We start from the raw sequence: 18,865 nt of genomic DNA, 5'->3' as shown, positions 1-18,865 counted from the left end.
CAGCCCCGTGGACGGCTCCACCAGCCCCAACGACTCCCGAACCTGGACCTCCGGGGAAGCCTGGCGCTTCTTCACACAGTTCGAGAACACCACCCCACCAAGCTCCACCCCACCAAGCTCCCAGCCGCCGAGCTCCCAGCCGCCCAGCTCCCAGCCGCCGGCCGGTGACGCCTGCTCCGCGACGTACGCGATCACCAACCCGTGGCCGGGCGGGTTCCAGGCCACGGTCACCGTCCGCGCCGGCGCCGCCGCCATCTCCCGGTGGACGGTCAAGTGGACGTTCGCCAACGGCCAGACCATCACCCAACTGTGGAACGGCACGCTGAGCACGTCCGGCGCCGCGGTCACCGTGGGCGGGCACCCCACCCCGGCGCGCCCGCCCGCCCCGCCGGCACCGCAGTGATCGTTTTCAGGTGCTTTCATCCTGTGCGCACCGATCTCCTGGGCGTCGAATGCCATTCACCGCGATTGATTGACGTTGCCGTGGCGGCACTGCCAGCATCGGCTGCCCGTCGACCGGCGTGGCACCCTGCCAGGGGAAAGGACCGCTGTGACCGGAACTGTCACATGGCGGAGGCGCGTGGCAGCGCTGGCCGCCGTCCTGCTGCCGCTCGCCGGCCTGACGTTGTCGGCGTCCACCGCGTGGGCGGCGCCGACCGAGCACATCACCAACGGCACGTTCACCGACGGGACGGACCCGTGGTGGGCCGGCGGCACCACCGTCGCCGCCCGCGACGGCCGGCTCTGCGCCGACGTCCCGGCCGGCGCCGCCAACCCGTGGGATGTCAGCATCGGCCACAACGCCGTGCCGCTGGCCGCCGGCGCCCGGTACACGCTGCGCTTCACCGCGCAGGCCAGCGCGCCGGTGACGGTCAAGGCCAACGTGCAGCTCAACGAGGCGCCGTGGACCACCGTCTCCAGCCGCGACGTGGCGCTGACCAGCCAGCCGAGCACCCACACGTACGAGTTCACCGGCAGCGTCGACTCCGCCAACGGCACGCTGACGTTCCAGCTCGGCGGCGCCGCCGCCGCGTACACGTTCTGCCTCGACGACGTGTCGCTGACCAGCGAACCGGGTGAGGACCCCGGCGACGGGCCGGAGCAGCTGGACAACGGCCGGTTCGACGAGGGCACCCTCGCGTGGTACTCGTACGGCACCACGGACACCGGGGTCGTCGACGGCGCGCTGTGCACGACGGTGCCGGGCGGCCTGGCGAACCCGTGGGACGCCGGCGTCGGCCAGAACGACGTCGCGCTGGTCGCCGGTGCCCAGTACACGCTGAGTTTCCGCGCCAAGGGCAGCTCGGCGGCGTCGGTGCGGGCGGCGGTGCAGCTGGGCGAGGACCCCTACACGGCGAGCCTGGCGCAGTCGCTGACGCTGGACACCGCGTGGAAGAGCTACTCCTACACGTTCACCGGCGCTGGTGACAGCGCCAAGGGGCAGGTCGCGTTCCAGCTCGGCGGTGCCGCCACCGGCTTCACGTTCTGCCTCGACGACGTGTCGCTCGTCGGCGGCCGGGCGGAGGAGCCGTACGAGCCGGACACCGGTCCGCGGGTGCGCGTCAACCAGGTCGGTTACCTGCCCGCCGGCCCGAAGGCCGCGACCGTGGTCACCACCAGCACCGCGGCGCTGCCGTGGCAGCTGCGCGACGCCGCCGGGGCCGTGGTCGCCTCGGGCACGTCCACGCCGCGCGGTGTCGACGCCGCGTCGGGGCAGAACGTCCACACCGTCGACTTCAGCGGCTTCACCCGCGCCGGCACCGGGTACACGCTCGTCGCCGACGGCGAGACCAGCCACCCGTTCGACATCTCCGCCGAGCTGTACCGGCGGCTGCGCTCCGACGCGCTGCAGTTCTTCTACATCCAGCGCAGCGGCATCGCCATCGACGGCGGTCTGGTCGGCGCGCAGTACGCCAGGCCGGCCGGTCACCTGGGGGTCGCGCCGAACCGCGGCGACACCGACGTGCCGTGCCAGGCGGGCGGCTGCGGGTACCGGCTCGACGTGCGCGGCGGCTGGTACGACGCCGGCGACCAGGGCAAGTACGTCGTCAACGGCGGCATCGCCACCGCGCAGCTGCTCAGCACGTACGAGCGGACGAAGACCGCGGCGACCGCCCGGTTCGGCGCGGCGCTCGGCGACGGGTCGCTGCGGGTGCCGGAGCACGGCAACCGCATCCCGGACGTGCTGGACGAGGCGCGGTGGGAGCTGGACTTCCTGATGCGCATGCAGGTGCCGGCGGGTCAGCCGCTCGCCGGGATGGCCCATCACAAGGTGCACGACCAGGCGTGGACCGGCATCCCGATGCAGCCGCAGGACGACCCGCAGCCGCGGGAGCTGCACCCGCCGTCGACGGCGGCGACGCTGAACCTGGCCGCGACGGCGGCGCAGTGCGCCCGCCTGTTCGCCCCGTACGACGCGGCCTACGCGCGGCGCTGCCTGACCGCGGCCCGCACGGCCTACGCGGCGGCGAAGCAGCACCCGGCGGTGTACGCCGACCCGAACGACGGCAACGGCGGCGGCACCTACGCCGACGGCGACGTCAGCGACGAGTTCTACTGGGCCGCGGCCGAGCTGTACCTCACCACCGGGGAGGCCGGGTACCTCACCGACGTGACCGCCTCCCGGCACCACACCGGCGACGTGTTCACCAGCTCCGGCTTCGGGTGGGCCTCCACCGCCGCGCTCGGCCGGCTCGACCTCGCCACCGTCCCCAGCGGACTGTCCACGTCGGAGCGCAACCGGATCCGGCAGTCCGTGCTCGACGCGGCCGGGCGGTACCTCACCACCCAGCGCGGCCAGGCGTACGGCCTGCCGATGCCGGGCGACGCGGGCGGCTACTTCTGGGGCGCCAACAGCAACATCATCAACAACGCGGTGGTGCTCGCGACCGCGTACGACCTCAGCGGCCGGGCCGAGTACCGCGACGGCGCGGTGCAGGCCATGGACTACATCTTCGGCCGCAACGCCCTGAACCAGTCGTACGTGACCGGGTGGGGCGAGCACGCGTCGCAGAACCAGCACAGCCGGATCTTCGCCAACCAGGCCGACCAGCGGCTGCCGCACCCGCCGGCCGGGTCGCTCGCCGGCGGCGCCAACGCGGGCCTCGACGACCCGTACGCGGCGAAGCTCCTGCGCGGCTGCAAGCCGATGTTCTGCTACGTCGACCACATCGAGTCGTACGCCACGAACGAGGTCGCGGTGAACTGGAACTCCGCGCTCGCGTGGATGGCGTCGTTCCTCGACGACCAGGGCACGGCGGCCCCGGCCGCGGCCGCCTGCACCGTGCGGTACATCGACTACGGCCGGTGGCAGGACGGGTCCGGCTACACCGGCCAGGTGGAGGTCACCAACACCGGCACCACCACCGTGGACGGCTGGACGCTGCGGTTCGCCTGGAGCACCGACCCGGTGCTGCGCGAGGCGTGGATGGGCAAGGCGACCCAGGAGGGCGCGACGGTGACGGTCACGAACGAGACCTACAACCAGCGCATCCAACCGGGGGCGACGGTGATGGTCGGGTTCAACGCCACCACCGCCCTGACCCTGGCGAAGCCACCGCCGGGCCTGTTCACCCTCAACGGCGCGGTCTGCGGCAGCGCCTGACTCTGTGCCGGTGGCCGGTCCTCCCGCGGTCCGCGGGAGGACCGGCCATCCGGGCAATGCTTACCGCCCTCTTACGAGGCCATTACGGACACCCGTCCGGCGTCGCGCCGGATCGACCGCCGTGACGATGATGTTCGTCGACGGTCAGTGTCGAAAGGGGTTCTTCATGGGGGTTTCGATCCGTTACCGGCTGCCCGCGGCGGCGTTCGGCGCCGTCCTGGCGGGCGTGGCCACCGTCGCGCCCGCCCCGGCCGCGGCGGCGAGGACGGCACAGACCTGGCAGGTGGCGGCGCTGCCGCCGCTGGCACCGGCGAGCCGGCTGGTGGACGTCTCGGCGACCGGCCGTGACGACGCGTGGGCGGTGGGACTGCAGGGCTCCACGTACGGCGGCCCCGCGCCGGCGCGGCCGTACGCGCTGATGCACTGGGACGGCGGCACCTGGTCGCAGCGGTCGCTGCCGGAGAACATCGGCACGCTGTACGGGGTCAGCGCCCGCAGCGCCACGGACGCGTGGACCGTCGGCGCCGACGGCACGCAGGCCGCGTACGCCGCACATTGGAACGGCACGGCGTGGCAGGGCTACCGGCCGCTGGGCGGGGTGCCCGGCGGCGCGTCGGTCCTGTTCGACGTGGCCGCCACCGGCGGGCGCCCCGTGTTCGCGGGTGCCGAAAGCTCGCACGCCCTGGTCGTGGAATGGGACGGCCAGCAGTTCACCAGAGTGCCCTTGCCCGGCTCGGACGCCTGGTACGGCGTGTTCTACGGCGCCGCGACCGCACCGGACGGTGCGGCGTTCGCGGTCGGGGCCTGGTCGGTCGACGACGCGCCGTACCCGGAGCCGATGATCGCGCAGCGCATCGGCACCACCTGGCGGCTCGCCACGCTGCCGAAGATCACCAGTGCCCGGCTGCTCGGCGTCTGGGCCGGCTCGGCCGGCAACGCGTGGGCGGTCGGCACCATCGACTACGACAGCGCGCCGAAGCCGCTGATCCTGCACTGGGACGGCAGCTCCTGGCGGCAGGTGGCGTCCCCCACGCCCGCCGGCAGCCTCACCGCGGTCGCCGGCGACGCGGCCGGCAACCTGTGGGTCAGCGGCAACAACCCGATCCCGCCGTGGATCCTGTACCCGGGGTCGCTGTTCCTGCGGTACCAGGCCGGACAGTGGAGCACCGTCTACGGCCCGAAGGCCAACAACGAGGACCCGGCGCTGTCCGCGGTCGCCAACGTTCCCGGCACGTCCGGCTTCTGGAGCGTCGGCGCCGTCTACGACCCGGTCGGCGGGTATACGGCCATCATCGAGCGGATCCGCGGCTGAACCGGTAGCCGGGCCTCGCCGTACGGGGGCGTGCGCGGCGGACCAGGGCGGCGACGGCGACGCCGCCCAGCACCCACGGCACGGCCTGGAGCACCACGTCGATCGGCTGGTGCACCAGGTCGGTGCGGCGCCGCCGCAGGCGCGAGGCCAGGCCGTGGTGGGTGACCTCGCTGCGCAGGCCGGTCGGGATGACCGGGTCGGGGTGCCCGTGCAGCGCCGAACGCACCCGGCTCTCGGCCACGTCGACCCGGTCGGCGGCGAGCAGCAGGAGCCAGTGCGCCGCGCGTGCCTCGCTGTAGCGGCGGTACGCGAACCGGCGCAGCACGCCGGAGAGACCCCGCGGCGGGCAGCTGGTGCCGAAGACCGGCGGCAGCATGGCGTGCTCGATCGAGCGTTCCCGGGGCCGGCGCTCCTGCTGCCGCTCCGGGAAGTCCCACGGCGCGCCGCTCAGCCCCGGGTCGAACTTCTCCCGCGGCACCGACGGCCGGTCCCTCGGGTCCAGGTCGGCGCCCCAGCCGGGGATCCGCGCCCGCAGCGCCGCACTGGACTCGGCGGTCAGCGGCTTGTCGGCGGTGTACGTCATCAGATCCTCCGACCCGGGTTCAGTTGAGCACGATGAGGGGCTTGATGCAGCCGTCGAGCTTGGCGGAGAACATGTGGTACGCCTCGGCGACGTGCTCCAGCGGGACGCGGTGCGTGACGATGTCGGTCGGGTCGAGGTACCCGTTGCGGATGTGCTCGAACAGCCGCGGCCACTGCCGCTTCACCGGGCACTGGTTCATCCGCAGTGTGAGACCCTTGTTCATGGCGTCGCCGAACTTCACCGCGCTGAACATGGGTCCGTAGGCGCCCATCACCGAGATCGTGCCGCCCTTGCGCACCGCGTCGATCGCCCAGTTCAACGCGACGGGTGAGCCGCCCTGCAGCTTGAGCTTGGTCGCGGTCACGTGCTGCAGCAGGTTGCCGTCGGCCTCCGCGCCGACCGCGTCGATGACCACATCGGCGCCGAGGTGCCCGGTGTCCCGCTTCAGGTACACCACGATGTCGTCGACCTCGGCGAAGTTGACCGTCTCCGCGTGCGCGAACGAGCGGGCCTTGTCCAGCCGGTACTCCAGGTGGTCCACGACGATGACCCGGCCGGCGCCCATCAGCCAGGCCGATCTCGCCGCGTACAGGCCGACCGGGCCGGCACCGAACACGACCACCACGTCGCCCTCGACGATGTCGCCGAGCTGCGCGCCGAAGTAGCCGGTGGCCAGCGCGTCGGTGAGCAGGACCGCGACGTCGTCGTCCATCCAGTCCGGGATGACGCTGGGGCCGACGTCGGCGAGCGGCACCCGCACGTACTCGGCCTGGCCGCCGTCGTAGCCGCCGCACGTGTGGGAGTAGCCGTAGATCCCGCCGACCGCGGTGGCGTTCGGGTTGACGTTGTGGCAGTTGGCGTACAGGCCGCGGGCGCAGAAGAAGCACGAGCCGCAGAACACGTTGAACGGCACCATCACCCGGTCGCCGACCTTGACGTGCCGTACCGACGGTCCGACCTCGTCGACGACGCCGACGAACTCGTGGCCGAACGTCGTGCCGACCCGCGTGTCGGGCATCATCCCGTGGTACAGGTGCAGGTCGGAGCCGCAGATGGCGGCCCGGGTCACCCGCACGATCGCGTCGTTGGGATGCTCGACCGCCGGCCGCTCCTTCTCCTCCAGCCGCACCCGGTACGGACCCCGATAGACCATCGCTCGCATGCGGCGCCTCCTGGCGATCTGACGGACCGTCATCCGGCGGCTACCCACCCGGCGGGCCGTCAAACGGTCCGGTGGGTGGCTCACGCGGTGCGCAGCGCGTCGGTCGGGTCGAGCCGGGCGGCGCGCACGGCCGGGTAGACGCCGGCGACGACCCCGACCAGCAGGGTGGCGGCGAACCCGCCGGCGACGGCGGCCAGCGGCACGAGGGGCTGCCAGCCGCGGTACGCGGCGACCGCGTGGGTGACGGCGGCGCCGAGCAGGACGCCGGTGAGGCCGCCGAGCACGGACAGCAGCAGCGACTCGGTCATGAACTGGGCGGTGACGTGCCGGCGGGCGGCGCCCAGGGCGCGGCGCAGGCCGATCTCCGTGCGGCGTTCCAGGACCGAGACGACCATGACGTTGGCGACGCCGACGCCGCCGACGAGCAGGGCCACCGCGCCGAGGCCGAGCAGCAGGGAGGTGACGGAGTCCGCGACCAGCAGCCGGGAGGCCAGGGCGTCGGAGGGGCGGCTGACGGTGACGGCGTTCGGTTCGGCGGGGTTGGCGGCCCGGGCCAGCCGGCCGGCGACCGCGGCCGTCCGGGTGGTCTCGGCGCGCACGTACAGGCGGGTGGGGTGGCCGTCGAAGCCGAAGTACGCCGCGGCCGCCGGCAGGCCGATCAGCGCGGCCCGGTCGATCTCGGGCGCCAGCTCGAACGGGCGCAGGATCCCGGCGACGGTGAACCAGTGCCCGCCCAGCCAGATGCGGGTACCGGCGCCGACCTGGGCGACACCGAGGGCGGTGGCCGCGTCGTGGCCGAGGACGGCGACCGGGTACCGGGCGGTGGCGTCGTTGAGGAACACGCCGGCGGCGAGGTGGCCGTCGAGGGTGTCCAGCAGCGTCGGCTCGGTGGCACGGACCTCGACGCCGCCGCCGCGGTACGCGGGCACCAGGTCGGTGCGGAACACCCGCAGCTGCGGTACGCCGGCGGTGGCGGTCACCTTGCGCACGCCGTCGGTCCGGGCCACGCCGGTGGCCGAGGACGGCGGCAGCTGCGCCTCGTCGCCGCCGATACGGGAGCCGTTGGCGACGGTGAGCAGGTCGGTGCCGAGGTCGTCGATGCGGACGATGAGGTCGGCCTGGCTGGAGCGGGTGATGCCGAGGACGCCGACGATCGCGGCGACGCCGATCGCGATGCCAAGCGTGGACAGTGCGGCCCGCAGGGGGCGGCTGCGCATGCCGATGCTCGCCAGTGGCAGCAGGTCGGCGGCGCGGAGGCGGGATCTCATCCGGTCCTTCCGGTCAGGGTGTCCGCGACGACCCGGCCGTCGCGGAGGTCGACCCGGCGCGGGCAGGCGGCCGCGACGACGGGGTCGTGGGTGATGACGAGCAGGGTCACGCCGTCGGCGTGCAGCTGCCGCAGCAGGGCGAGGATCTGCCCGCCGGTCGCGCTGTCGAGGTTGCCGGTGGGCTCGTCGGCGAGGACGATCGCGGGCCGGCCGACGAGCGCGCGGGCGATGGCGACCCGCTGCCGCTCCCCGCCGGACAGCTTGCCGGCGGGGTGGCCGGCGCGGTGCGCGAGGCCGACCCGGTCGAGGGCCTCCCCAGCGGCGCGCCGGCGCCGCCCGGCCGGGACGCCGCGGTACAGCAGGCCGTCCGCCACGTTGTCGGTCGCGGACCGGTGGTCCATCAGGAAGAACTGCTGGAACACGACGCCCAGCGTGTGCGCCCGCAGCCCGGACAGCTCCCGGTCGCCGAGGGACTCCACGGCCTGGCCGGCGAGGCGCACGGAGCCGCTCGTCGGCCGGTCCAGCCCGGCGGCGAGGTGCAGCAGGGTGGACTTGCCGGAGCCCGACGGTCCCACGAGCGCGACCATCTCGCCGGCGTCGACCCGCAGGTCCACGCCCCGCAGCGACTCGACGGGCGGCGGGCCGGGGTACGTGCGCACCGCCTGTACCAGCGCCAGAACGGCGTCGCTCATGACACCGGCACCTCGACGCGCTCGCCCTCGGTGACCCCGCCCCCGGTGATCTCGACCAGGCCGGCGTTCTCGTCGAAGAGTCCCGTCGTGACGGTCACCAGCCGCCGGCCGGACCCGTCGACCACCGCGACCTGGTAGCCGCCGCCGGCACCGGCCAGCAGCGCGGTGACCGGCAGGCACAGCACGTTCCGGCGCTGCGTACCGATGATCGACACCTGCACGGGTGACTGGTCCAGCGCGGGCGCGCCGGCCGGCATGGTCACCGTGACCACCATCGGCACGGTGGCCGGCCCCTGCTCCTGAGCGGTCGCCACCGTGCCGACCTCGCGGACGGTGCCGGGGACGGGCGTGCTCAGCCCCGGCACGGTGACCGTGACCGGGTCGCCGGCGTGGACCGCGCTCTGCCGACCGGCCGTCAGCGGGACCCGCACCACGCGGGCGGTCGTCGTCGCCGACAGCACCGGCTCGCCGGGCCCGGCGGACGCGCCGACCTGGACGAGTGCCGCGCCGATGCGCACCGCGCCCGGCAGGAACGCCACCTGTCCCAGCTCCAGCCGCCCGGTGCGCTGGGCGACCGGCAGGCCGCGGGCCGCCTGCCAGCGCCGGACCGCCGTCGCGGTGGCGTCGCTGAAGTGCCGGTCGACGGTGATGCCGTGGCCGGGGTCCATACCGAGGGCGACCAGGTTCTGCTCCAGCTGCAGCACGTCGACACCGTCGCTCATGCCGGCGGCCAGCTCCCGGTACGCCGGCACGGTCCCGTAGAGCAGGGTGGCCGGGACGCCGGCGACCGCGTAGAGGTCGGCGCCGCGCACGACCGCGGTGCCCGGCGCCGGCAGGGCGGTGACGACCCCGCCCGGCAGCTGGTTCACCACGGTGTACGCGCCGTCGAAGCCGAGCACGCCGGCGACCTGGACGCGGGTGGCCACGTCACCGCGGGTCACCGGCGCGGTCGTCGTGCGGACCTGGGGCGCGGCGACCCGCTCCGGCTCCGGCTGCCGCAGCGCCGCCCAGCCGGCGACCGCCAGCAGCGTGCCACCCGCCGCCACTGCCAGCTTGCCCGGGACACCCCTCAGGACACCCCTCATGAGACGGCGATCCGGCCGTCGTAGAGGTGCTTGCAGGCGTCGATGCCGGCCAGGACCCGTTCGGACTTGCCCTCGGTCTCCAGCGGCGTGCCGACGAGCGGGAACGTGCCGTCGGCCTTCGGGTCGGGGAAGCCGTCGACGCCGTGCTCACGCATGCAGCTCGCGAACGCCTTGAGCTTCTCCATGTCCGCGGCGCTGACCGCCGTCGCGGACCGCGGCGCGCCGAGCGCCTGCATCTGGCTGATGATCGCCTTGCACTCTGGCACCTCCTCGAGCGCCCTCAGCCGCTCCTTCATGTCCGGGCCGTCGCCGGGCCAGGCGAGGCGGTCGCCGTCCAGCACCGGGTCGGCCATGTCGGGGTACCCGTGCTCACGGCCGCACTGGGCGATCCGCCGGCCGATGTCCAGGGCCTGCTGGGTGTTGATGGCGCTGGGGTCCGCGGTGTCCGCGGTGCGCGGGGCCGGCGAGCAGCCCGCCAGGACGGCCAGGAGGGCGAGCGCGGCGAGAGGTCTCGGTGTCATACGCCCACGGTCGCCCGCGCCGGCCGCCGCCCGCGTCTGCCCGCCGACCGATCTTCGGGGTCTGTCGTGCGACAGATCCGCGGCCGCCGCGCCGCACGTACGCTCGGACGATGCGACGCTTGCTGGACGTGGCGCTCATCGCCGCGCTGGTCGCCGCCACGTTGCTGTGGGGCGACGCGCTGCTGCTGTTCGGGGAGCCGGACTTCAAGATCCTCGACACGTTCGGCACCGTCGCGGCGTGGCGGCTGCACACGCTGTGGTGGAGCCTGGCGGCCGTGCCGTCGGCGGCGGCGATCCTGCTGCGGCACCGCTGGCCGCTGACCGCGATGATCCTGGCGATGGGCGCGGCCCTGGTGCACCTGCTCGACCCGGTCCTGAAGGCACCGCCGACCGACGTCGCGGTCCTCATCACCATGTACGCCCTGACCGCCTCCGGGCACCGGCGCCGGACCGTGCTCGCGGCGCTGGTCACGGCGGAGGTGCTGCTGCTGTCCGGCGTCCTGGCGCAGGAGGTCGGTCTCGTGCCGGGCCGCCGCACCGGTCCGGTGGCGTCGTTCAGCGACTATCTGCAGCGCGTGGCGAAGGTCCTGCACGCCGTGTTCCACGGCGACGTGCTGCCGATGCTGGTGCACGCGCTGCAGTCCGTGGCCGTGCCCGCCCTGCTGCTCGCCGCCACCTGGGCCGTCGCCGACAGCGCCCGCACCCGCCGGCTGCACCTGGCGATCCTGCAGGCGCGCGCCGACGACCTGGAGCGCGAGCAGGAGCAGCGCACCGCGCTCGCCGTCGCCTCCGAGCGCGGCCGGATCACCCGCGAGCTGCACGACGTCGTCGCGCACGGCCTGTCGGTGATGGTCGTCCAGGCGCAGGGCGCGAAGGCGATGCTGCACCGCTCCCCCGACCGCTGCGACGCCGCGCTCACCACCATCGTCACCACCGGCCGGGCCTCGCTCACCGAGATGCGCCGCCTGCTCAACCTGGTCCGCGATCCGGCGCCGCTGTCGCCGCAGCCGAACCTCGCCGCGCTGCCGGACCTGATCGACCGCGTCCGGGCCAGCGGCGTGCCGGTCACGTTCAGCGTGGCGGGCGCGCCGGCGACCCTGCCGGCGGTGATCGAGCTGGCGGCCTACCGGATCGTGCAGGAGGCCCTGACCAACACGCTCAAACACGCCACGCCGGGTTGCTCATGTACGGTGCGGCTCACCTTCGACCCGTCGGGGCTGCGCATCCGCGTGCTGGACGACGGCGTGCCCGTCGCGCCCGTGACGCCGGGCAACGGCCTGCGGGGCATCACGGAGCGGGTCGCCGCCCTCAACGGGGTCCTGGCCGCCGGCCCGGCGCCGGACGGCGGGTTCGAGGTCTCGGCCCACCTGCCGCTGTCGCTGGAGCTGGTCGCGTGATCCGGGTCGTGCTGCCCGCTGGGGTCGGTCGGCCGATCCGCGTCCTGCTGCCCGCTGGGGTCGGTCGGCCGATCCGCGGCCTGCCGCAGGGGTTGGTCGCGTGATCCGGGTCCTGCTCGCCGACGACCAGTCCCTCGTCCGGGCCGGCTTCCGCATGATCCTCGACGGCACCGACGACCTGCTCGTCGTGGGTGAGGCCGCCGACGGGCTGCAGGCGCTGTCCGTCGCCGCGGCCGTGTCCCCGGACGTGGTCCTGATGGACGTGCGCATGCCCGGCGTCGACGGCATCGAGGCCACCCGCCGCCTGCGGGCCCCCCTCCCGCCCGGCGCCCCGCCGCACGTCATCATCCTGACCACCTTCGACCTGGACGAGTACGTCTACGCCGGCCTGCGCGCCGGCGCCGCCGGCTTCCTGCTGAAGGACGCCCTCGACACCGAGCTGACCCAGGCGGTGCGTGCGGTGGCCGGCGGCCACAACGTCGCCGCCCCGACGGTGACCCGCCGCCTGGTCCAGCACTTCGTCGCCACCGACCCCCGCCCCGCGGACCTCGTCCCCTCCGACGTCCTGACCGCCCGCGAGCGCGACGTGCTACGGCTGATCGCCGAGGGCATGTCCAACCTGGAGATCGCCGCCCGCCTGACCATCTCCGAGGGCACCGTGAAGACCCACGTGAGCCGCATCCTGGCCAAGCTCGGCCTGCGCGACCGCATCCACGCCGTGATCTACGCCCACCGCACGGGCGCCACCTGAGCCCTCCGCGCGGGAGGTCACCCGCGTCACCGGCGGCGGCGTGGTCCGTGGCGTGCACACCTGAGGCCGCCGATCGCGGAACGGCCCGGCCCGGGTGCACGACAGGCGCGGCCGGCTGGCCGTTGCGGCAGGTGCCGGCGCTGAACGCGCCGGGGACCGCCGACCGGTGGGCACCGGGTCCGCGACCTGCGACCGAGGGCCGCGGCGGGGGCGCGTGGTTACCGTCGTCGCATGGTGATCCCCGGTGGGCGGCGCACCGTGCTGGTGGGCGCCGCGGTCGTCGCTGTCCTGGCACTGGTGGCCGGCGCGATCGTGGTCGTGTGGCGGGTGCTGCGCGACGACGCCACTGTCGTGCGCGTCGCCGCCGCGACCGGAGGCACCGTGACGACGCCGGACGGGGTACGGCTGCGGCTGGCGCCGGGCGCGCTGACCGTGGACGCCGACGTGCGCATCGCCCCGGCCGGTGACGTGGCGCCGCCGGACGGCACGGCGTGGGTCGCCAGGCCGGTCGAGGTCACCCTGTCGGCGGGGCAGCTGCGCACGTCCGCCACGCTCACCATGCCGGTCGACGCGGCCGCCTTCGCTGCCGACGGGGCGCGGACGACCGTGGTGACCAGGGACGCCGAGGGCCGCTGGGAGGGCGAGGGCGGCGTCCTCGACCCGGCCGGGCGCACCATCACGACCACGCTCGCGCACTTCTCCCTCAAGGGCGTGATCAAGGACGCGGCGAAGATCGCCGAGGTGCCGGGGAAGGTCGCCTTGGCGCTGGGCCAGGCGTACGCGGACCTCAGGTACGAGGCGAAGCAACCCGACTGCGGCACGGAGTCGCACCTGTGGGCGGCCGCCGCCGAGGGCGGCACCAACGTCAAGGTCTGCGTCTCGGCCGGCGACTTCGGCCGGTCCGCGCGGTTGACGATCGTGAACAACCGGCTGTACCCGCAGTTCCTGCGACTGGGCGGTTACCCGCCGATGCTGGTCACCCAGCCCGACCGGGTGAGCGTCGTGGACAACGTGTGGCGCATGCTCGGCGAGGTCAACCGCGACTACACGTACCTGCCGGGCAAGGGCCGGCTGGAGCTGGAGCTGCCCGCGGGGTCCGACGTCGTCGACATCGTCGCCACGCCCGGGCTGGAGGCGGTCATCGCCCAGTTCGTCGTCGATGTGCTCGCCGTGGCGTACGTGCCGGTCGGCTTCGCCGTCAAGACGGTGCAGTGCGTGCTGGCCGCGCCCGTCACGGAGGAGGTCGTCCGGACGAAGGCGCTGCGCCGGCTGCCGGAGCTCGGCGGTGCCCTGGCCAACTGCGTGGGCAGCGCCTGGACGTCGTACACGGTGCTCAAGGACGACGCCACCGACGCCGAGGAGCGGCAGGCGAAGCGGGACCGGGCCGCCGTGCTGGACGCGGTCACCACCGCGCTGCGGGACGTGCCGAGGATCGGCGAGACCGTGCTCCTCGCGGCCGCGCAGGGGCCGGCGGGGCAGCACGTCGTCGCCCGCCGCACGGCCGTGCTGCCGGTGAAGGCGCTCAACGAACCCGGCGGCGAGCTACCGGCGGCGGTCCGCACGACCCAGGAGCGGCTGTACGCCGCCGCCAGGCAGTACCCCTCCGACCGCGACGCGCTGCTGAAGGTCGTCCCGCCGGCCGGGCTGGCGTTCGGCAACGCCGCCGATCCGGACCAGGGGCAGTCGACGACGCTGGGCCTGGGACCGGACCCCGTCGCCGGGCCGCTCGCCGCCAACCAGATGCTGCTGCTGATGATGACGCCACCGATGCACTGGCAGTGCACGGAGACCGGCCGGGACGGGTACGTCTACGGGATGGCGGACCCGGACCTGAACACCTACCCGGGACGGCTGACCGACCTCGGCCTGGACGCGGAGCGCGGCCAGCTGACCCGCACCGCCGCGCGGGGCGCCAGACCCTACCGGGTGTGCATCATGGCGGACGGCACCTGGACCGTGTTCTCCAAAGGCGTCCCGACCGGCCAGTTCCCCGCCGCCGACCAGGCGGCGCTGGCCGAGCAGCCGGCCCGCATCGACCGGTGCCCCGGCCCGGCGCCCAGCCCGTTCCTGCCCCGCGACAGCGTCTGCGTCAGCGTCACCAGGCTGGAGCTCGACGGCGACGACAAGCCCGACCGTTTCATCATGTACCGGCGCTTCGAGCAGTGGGTGGCCCGTGCCGTCCTCGGCCGCGGCGCCGTGCTGGACCTGCCGTTCACCTACACCGAGGGCGTCCCGGGCTCGCTGCCGATCATCGAGGCGCACCTGGACCTCGACGGTCAGGCCGGCGACGAGGTCGCGGTCCAGTCCGGCTTCGGCGCGCACAGCGTCCAGCTCATCCTGATCACGTACACGGAGCAGGGCCTCACCCTGGTCCGCGACAACAGCGTGTCCGGCGAGGACGGCGAGCACTTCATGGTCGACGACTCGCGCTCCTACAGCATGGGCATCGGCTGCAGCGACGACGACCACGACGGCCGGCCCGAGCTCGTCCAGGGCTCCGTCTACTACGACTACGACGTGGCGACCCTCAAGCTCACCGCCGTGCAGGGTCACCGCGTGACGTACACCTGGCGCGGCAAGACCCTCGACCGCACGAGCGAGTCCGACCAGACCTTCACCGAGGCACAGAAGGCGACGTACACCGGCCCGCCGTACCGCGGCATCACCTGCTCCTGGCGCTGAGCGCCGCCGCGCGGTCCTACTGCCACTCCCACGGGACCGGGCAGTAGCTGCACAGCTTCGGCGGCGTGGCGTCGAACGTGCGGGCGTCGGTCGGCGCCCGGTCCGTGGTCGCCACGATCGACGCGTAGCCGCCGGTGGCGGACCGCGCCAGGATCGCCAGTGGCTGCCGCCGATTCGGTTCGCCCTGCAGGACGACCGCGTTGTCGAACCAGCTGAGGTGGTACAGCGAGGAACCGGACCGCACCAGCGCCCCGCCCGGGCCGTAGTTGTACCAGTTGCCCCCGTGGAACCGCAGGTGCGCGCCGTCGGAGGTGGCCTCCAGGTACCGGCCCCACTGGATGCTCAGCACCCGTTCGACCATCGGCTCCCAGTGCAGCGGCGGCTCCTCCACCAGCGTGGGCGCGCCGGTCGCCCAGCCGTCGTGCCGGAAGATCCGGGCGCCGGTCGCGAGGTACCCGGTGCCGTCGACGCCGGCGACCACGGCGAGCTGCCCCCGGTACGGCACGAGCAGCTGCCCACCGGCGGCCGCCCAGTCGATCCCGGTGCCGATCTCGACCGCGGCGGAGAACGGCTGCCCCGCCGCCTCCCGCCGGTGCCACAGCAGCCGGCCGTCGGTGGTCGTGCCGTACACCACCGTCGCCGCGCCGTCGCGGACGGCGGCCAGGCCGCGCAAGCCCCGCCAGTCCCGGGTGTCCACCACGATCTCGGCCGAGAACGCCGGTTCGCTGACGCAGACGCCCAGCTCGGCCAGCGCGCCGTCGGCCTGCCGCACCGCCAGGACGACGTCGGCCTTCGCGCATGACGGTTCCTCGGCCGCGACCGGTGACGCCGGCAGCGGGCACAGCACCGCCGCCAGCGCCACCGCCACCGCCACGGCAGGACCGAGCCGCAGCCGCTGCAGCGACATCCGCACGTCACACCCCCCAGGCTCCCGCTCGACCCCGCTGCGAACGACCGTAGGCCGCCACCGGGCGCATCCGGTCACCGCGCGGTGACCGGATCCGGTCAGTGGACGCACCTGGCCACGGCACGGCCTGTACGGGTCTGTACGGATGACTCCGTATGCCTTCCCACCAGGTGTGGTACCGGCCGATGGTGGGCCGGTGACGCAAGAGCGGCCGGCATCCGGTACCGGCGACGAAGCATCCTTCGACGGCGCGTTGCGGCTCTACCGGGCCGGCGCGGTCGACCAGGCCCGTGACCGGCTCGTGGAGGCGCTGCGGGCGCACCCCGGCGACCTCGCGTTGCGGTACGCCCTCGGGGTCTGCCACGCGGACCTGCGGGAGTGGGCCGGCGCGCAGGAGGAGCTGGCGGCGGTCCTCGCCGGGCAACCCGAGCACCACCTCGCCGCTCACCGGCTCGGGATCGTGCACCAGGCGCAGGAGCACTACGCCGAGGCGGCCGAGGCGTTCCGGCAGGCGCTGCGGCACCGGGACATCGCCGACGCCCGGGAACGGCTGCGGCAGTGCGAGGAACGCCTGCCCGGGCCGGCGCCGGTCACCGCGCCGGTCACCGCGGACCCGATCGAGGCCGCCGCGGTCTGGTCCGGCACCGTGGTCCCGGCGCCGGCCGAGACCCGGACGCTCGCCGCGGACATCGACGAGCGCAACGTCGTCGGCACCGGCGTGCTGCTGCGCAAGACGCATACCCAGGCCCGGCACCTGGCGCCGCCGGCGGTCACCGTCACGGTCGCCGCCGTGATCCTGTGCTGCGGTGCCGGCGATGCCATCGCCGGCACGACCGGGGTGACGGTCGCGGTCGCGCTGGCGGCCTTCGCCGTGTTCGCCTGGGTCGCGGTGGCGCTGCAGGCGAAGCTGAACACCTTCGACTTCCACGAGCGCCGCATCGACCTGCGCCGGGGCGTGCTGCACCGGTCGGAGCTGGTGATCTGGTACTACGACGTCTTCCAGATCAGCCTGGTCCGCACGCCGTTGACGTACCTGACCGGCACGGCGTCGCTGAAGGTCACGTTCTACGAAGGCACCGCCACCCGCAGCGTGACGATCGCCGGCATCGGCACCCCGGCGGAGGTCCAGCGTCTCTACGACCAGCTCCAGCCGCTGGTGGTGCTCGAGCGCCGGGCCATGAAGAAGATCCTCATCTAGGAGTGGCCGCGATGACCTGGTTGGGCCGCACCACCGCGGTGGTGCTGGTATTGGCCGCCGGCGTGCTCGCGCTCGGCCGGCACGGCGACGACGCGAACGCCGGCTACCACGCCACCGGCGGATACCGCAGCCCTACGGCGGTCTCCCCGGCGCAGCAGCAGCGTGACTACCTCCATCGGGTCAACGTCGTGTGCTACGACGCGATGGCCACGTACCCGACCGCGCAGGCCAAGAACGACAAGGCGCTCATGCAGCAGCAGGACAAGGTGGCCGAGCTGTGGTTCGGCATGCTGCAGGCCTGGGCCGCGGTGCCGGCCCCGGAGGGGGTCAGGGCCGAGGTCAGCGCGATCCTGGAGGCGCAGAACGACGCGTACGCCGCGTTCGTGTCGGGCAAGAGCACCTGGCGGCAGGGCCAGGAGCGCGGCTGGACGCCCGAGCTCAACGCCCGCTACCAGGCGGCCCGCGACGAGTTCAACCGGCGGATCGCGACGTCGGTCCAGCGGACCGAGGCGTTCGGCCTGTCGTACTGCGCCCGCACCTGGTGGAACTGGACCTGACCGAGGAGACCGTCCATGCAGCGACTTCCACGAGGCACGTCACCGGGGGCCGGGGGTGCCGGGCCCCACCAGCACGACGGTGCGCCACGCCGGTTCGGCCGGCAGCACGACGATCGCCCGCACGATCGGCCGCACGAGGAGGGCGGCCGGCGCGAGGACGATCACCGTGAGAGCCAGGGCGGCGCCGCCCAGACCCACCAGACCGGGCAGCACCCGCCGGCCGCGCACGGCCCGGCCGGCGGGCACGGCACGGCGGCCGGGGGCAGCGCGGCCGGCAGGCACGGCGCGGCGGGCGCCACCACGACCCAGGGTGCTGACCACGGCCGTGACCATGACGCCGGGGTGGTCCCCTTCGACGCCGGCGATCCCGGCCTGTGGCGCATCAACCCGCACCACGGCCCCGATGGCGGCACCGGCGACGCCACCGCGCCCCCGCCCGACGCGGCGGGCCCCGCTCCACACGGTCCGGTCGGCGCCTTCGGACCGATCGCGCACCCCCACACCGACGCGGGCCACGCCCAGGTGCACCGCGACGCCGGCGTCCCGGACGCGCCGCGGGACGCCACCGCCGGCGCGGTGCGTGAGGATCCCAGGGAGCCGAACCCGTACCAGGACGGCACGTTCTTCCAGCGGCCCGAGCAGCAGGCGACCGACCCCGCGGACGCCGCGGCGCCGGTGCCGCAGCTCGCCGGTGCCGCGTTCACCACGGTCGACGTCGCGCCCGCCGGCGGGCAGTTCCCGGGCGTCGCGGGACCTGCCGGGATACTGCCGCCCACGCCGGGCACCGATCCGGACCACGCGAGCCTCGCGCCCGCACCACCGCCGGCGGACGCCGGTCCGGACCACCCGGGCGTCGCACCCGCACCACCGACGCCGGACGCCTCGGCCGGGACCACCTCTGACGCCGGCGTCGCCGAGCACCACCTGGCCGGCGCGAAGTTCACCCAGACCGAGATCGTCACCGGTCAGCCCGACCTGCCCGGCGTGGCCGGCCCGGCGGGCGTGAGCGGGCAGTCCGAGCACGGCGACGCCGGGGTGCCCGGCCACCACGAGCTGGCGGGCGGCACGTTCACCGCGACGGAGCATGAAGCCGGCCACGAGACCGCCGGTGCCGCCCACACGGTCCTCGGACACTAGCGTCCGCCG

General features: G+C 74.3%; 17 protein-coding genes. 9 read left to right on the top strand and 8 right to left on the bottom strand.

Translation table 11 applies throughout. The features are described 5' to 3' along the window. The 3 genes from OP18_RS54910 to OP18_RS08795 all read left to right on the top strand — a co-directional run. The coding region (locus tag OP18_RS54910; protein WP_211273475.1) for a cellulose binding domain-containing protein at window positions 1-403 on the top strand (403 nt) is incomplete at its 5' end. A gap of 177 nt (window positions 404-580) precedes the next feature. Continuing rightward, complete coding sequence (locus tag OP18_RS08800) at window positions 581-3,604, top strand: glycoside hydrolase family 9 protein (RefSeq protein ID WP_279327259.1); 3,024 nt, start codon at window positions 581-583, stop codon at window positions 3,602-3,604. Between the two features lie 166 nt (window positions 3,605-3,770). Next, complete coding sequence (locus OP18_RS08795; RefSeq protein ID WP_033358227.1) at window positions 3,771-4,916, top strand: hypothetical protein; 1,146 nt, start codon at window positions 3,771-3,773, stop codon at window positions 4,914-4,916. Here the strand turns inward: OP18_RS08795 and OP18_RS08790 are convergent. The 6 genes from OP18_RS08790 to OP18_RS08765 form a co-directional block, all read right to left on the bottom strand. Beyond that, window positions 4,894-5,499: a hypothetical protein gene (locus OP18_RS08790; RefSeq protein ID WP_052386406.1), complete on the bottom strand. Its 606-nt coding sequence runs from the start codon at window positions 5,497-5,499 to the stop codon at window positions 4,894-4,896. The two genes, OP18_RS08795 and OP18_RS08790, sit on opposite strands and share 23 nt — an antisense overlap. 19 nt (window positions 5,500-5,518) lie before the next feature. Beyond that, window positions 5,519-6,661 carry a zinc-dependent alcohol dehydrogenase gene (locus OP18_RS08785; RefSeq protein ID WP_033358226.1) on the bottom strand — a complete coding sequence of 381 codons (1,143 nt, stop codon included), beginning with the start codon at window positions 6,659-6,661 and terminating at the stop codon, window positions 5,519-5,521. Window positions 6,662-6,741: 80 nt separating this feature from the next. Next, window positions 6,742-7,929 carry an ABC transporter permease gene (locus tag OP18_RS08780; RefSeq protein ID WP_033358225.1) on the bottom strand — a complete coding sequence of 396 codons (1,188 nt, stop codon included), beginning with the start codon at window positions 7,927-7,929 and terminating at the stop codon, window positions 6,742-6,744. Beyond that, window positions 7,926-8,621 (bottom strand): ABC transporter ATP-binding protein, encoded by a 696-nt coding sequence (locus OP18_RS08775; RefSeq protein WP_033358224.1) that lies wholly within the window; start codon window positions 8,619-8,621, stop codon window positions 7,926-7,928. The genes OP18_RS08780 and OP18_RS08775 overlap by 4 nt, the downstream gene beginning before the upstream one ends. Then, entirely contained in the window at window positions 8,618-9,706 is a 1,089-nt protein-coding gene (locus tag OP18_RS51120) for a peptidoglycan-binding protein (RefSeq protein WP_063745457.1), read from the bottom strand. Before OP18_RS51120 ends, OP18_RS08775 begins: the two co-directional genes overlap by 4 nt. After that, window positions 9,703-10,227, bottom strand: a complete 525-nt coding sequence (locus OP18_RS08765; RefSeq protein ID WP_033358223.1) for a hypothetical protein — start codon at window positions 10,225-10,227, stop codon at window positions 9,703-9,705. Before OP18_RS08765 ends, OP18_RS51120 begins: the two co-directional genes overlap by 4 nt. 110 nt (window positions 10,228-10,337) lie before the next feature. Between OP18_RS08765 and OP18_RS08760 the strand changes: the two genes are divergently transcribed. The 3 genes from OP18_RS08760 to OP18_RS08750 all read left to right on the top strand — a co-directional run bounded on the left by OP18_RS08760 (window position 10,338) and on the right by OP18_RS08750 (window position 15,057). Then, window positions 10,338-11,624, top strand: a complete 1,287-nt coding sequence (locus tag OP18_RS08760; protein ID WP_081970551.1) for a sensor histidine kinase — start codon at window positions 10,338-10,340, stop codon at window positions 11,622-11,624. A 100-nt stretch (window positions 11,625-11,724) separates the two neighbouring features. Further along, the gene (locus OP18_RS08755) at window positions 11,725-12,375 is read left to right on the top strand and encodes a response regulator (RefSeq protein WP_033358222.1); all 651 of its coding nucleotides are present in this window, start codon (window positions 11,725-11,727) and stop codon (window positions 12,373-12,375) included. Between the two features lie 231 nt (window positions 12,376-12,606). Next, the gene (locus tag OP18_RS08750; protein ID WP_033358221.1) at window positions 12,607-15,057 is read left to right on the top strand and encodes a hypothetical protein; all 2,451 of its coding nucleotides are present in this window, start codon (window positions 12,607-12,609) and stop codon (window positions 15,055-15,057) included. Between the two features lie 16 nt (window positions 15,058-15,073). Here the strand turns inward: OP18_RS08750 and OP18_RS08745 are convergent, their stop codons facing one another. Next, on the bottom strand, window positions 15,074-15,970 hold the full coding sequence (locus tag OP18_RS08745) for a hypothetical protein (RefSeq protein ID WP_156089375.1): 897 nt from the start codon (window positions 15,968-15,970) through the stop codon (window positions 15,074-15,076). Between the two features lie 190 nt (window positions 15,971-16,160). Here OP18_RS08745 and OP18_RS08740 point away from each other — a divergent pair, with 190 nt between their 5' ends. Next, complete coding sequence (locus OP18_RS08740) at window positions 16,161-17,162, top strand: PH domain-containing protein (protein ID WP_162189756.1); 1,002 nt, start codon at window positions 16,161-16,163, stop codon at window positions 17,160-17,162. Between the two features lie 11 nt (window positions 17,163-17,173). Further along, window positions 17,174-17,719 carry a hypothetical protein gene (locus OP18_RS08735; protein ID WP_156089373.1) on the top strand — a complete coding sequence of 182 codons (546 nt, stop codon included), beginning with the start codon at window positions 17,174-17,176 and terminating at the stop codon, window positions 17,717-17,719. 39 nt (window positions 17,720-17,758) lie between these two features. On the opposite strand, the gene OP18_RS08730 is transcribed toward OP18_RS08735, so the two are convergent. Further along, window positions 17,759-18,040, bottom strand: a complete 282-nt coding sequence (locus tag OP18_RS08730; RefSeq protein WP_156089372.1) for a hypothetical protein — start codon at window positions 18,038-18,040, stop codon at window positions 17,759-17,761. A gap of 21 nt (window positions 18,041-18,061) precedes the next feature. Between OP18_RS08730 and OP18_RS08725 the strand changes: the two genes are divergently transcribed. Next, entirely contained in the window at window positions 18,062-18,856 is a 795-nt protein-coding gene (locus OP18_RS08725) for a hypothetical protein (RefSeq protein WP_033358216.1), read from the top strand. Window positions 18,857-18,865 lie beyond the last annotated feature (9 nt).

It is taken from the genome of Dactylosporangium aurantiacum (assembly GCF_000716715.1).
GTDB lineage: Bacteria > Actinomycetota > Actinomycetes > Mycobacteriales > Micromonosporaceae > Dactylosporangium > Dactylosporangium aurantiacum.
This window is presented reverse-complemented; position numbering and strand designations above follow the sequence as displayed.

Bases quoted from the DNA above. Each gene is read 5' to 3' on its own strand.
- OP18_RS08795 (WP_033358227.1), top strand. From the start codon at position 3,771: ATGGGGGTTTCGATCCGTTACCGGCTGCCCGCGGCGGCGTTCGGCGCC.
- OP18_RS08790 (WP_052386406.1), bottom strand. From the start codon at position 5,499: ATGACGTACACCGCCGACAAGCCGCTGACCGCCGAGTCCAGTGCGGCG.
- OP18_RS08785 (WP_033358226.1), bottom strand. From the start codon at position 6,661: ATGCGAGCGATGGTCTATCGGGGTCCGTACCGGGTGCGGCTGGAGGAG.
- OP18_RS08780 (WP_033358225.1), bottom strand. From the start codon at position 7,929: ATGAGATCCCGCCTCCGCGCCGCCGACCTGCTGCCACTGGCGAGCATC.
- OP18_RS08775 (WP_033358224.1), bottom strand. From the start codon at position 8,621: ATGAGCGACGCCGTTCTGGCGCTGGTACAGGCGGTGCGCACGTACCCC.
- OP18_RS51120 (WP_063745457.1), bottom strand. From the start codon at position 9,706: ATGAGGGGTGTCCTGAGGGGTGTCCCGGGCAAGCTGGCAGTGGCGGCG.
- OP18_RS08765 (WP_033358223.1), bottom strand. From the start codon at position 10,227: ATGACACCGAGACCTCTCGCCGCGCTCGCCCTCCTGGCCGTCCTGGCG.
- OP18_RS08760 (WP_081970551.1), top strand. From the start codon at position 10,338: ATGCGACGCTTGCTGGACGTGGCGCTCATCGCCGCGCTGGTCGCCGCC.
- OP18_RS08750 (WP_033358221.1), top strand. From the start codon at position 12,607: ATGGTGATCCCCGGTGGGCGGCGCACCGTGCTGGTGGGCGCCGCGGTC.
- OP18_RS08735 (WP_156089373.1), top strand. From the start codon at position 17,174: ATGACCTGGTTGGGCCGCACCACCGCGGTGGTGCTGGTATTGGCCGCC.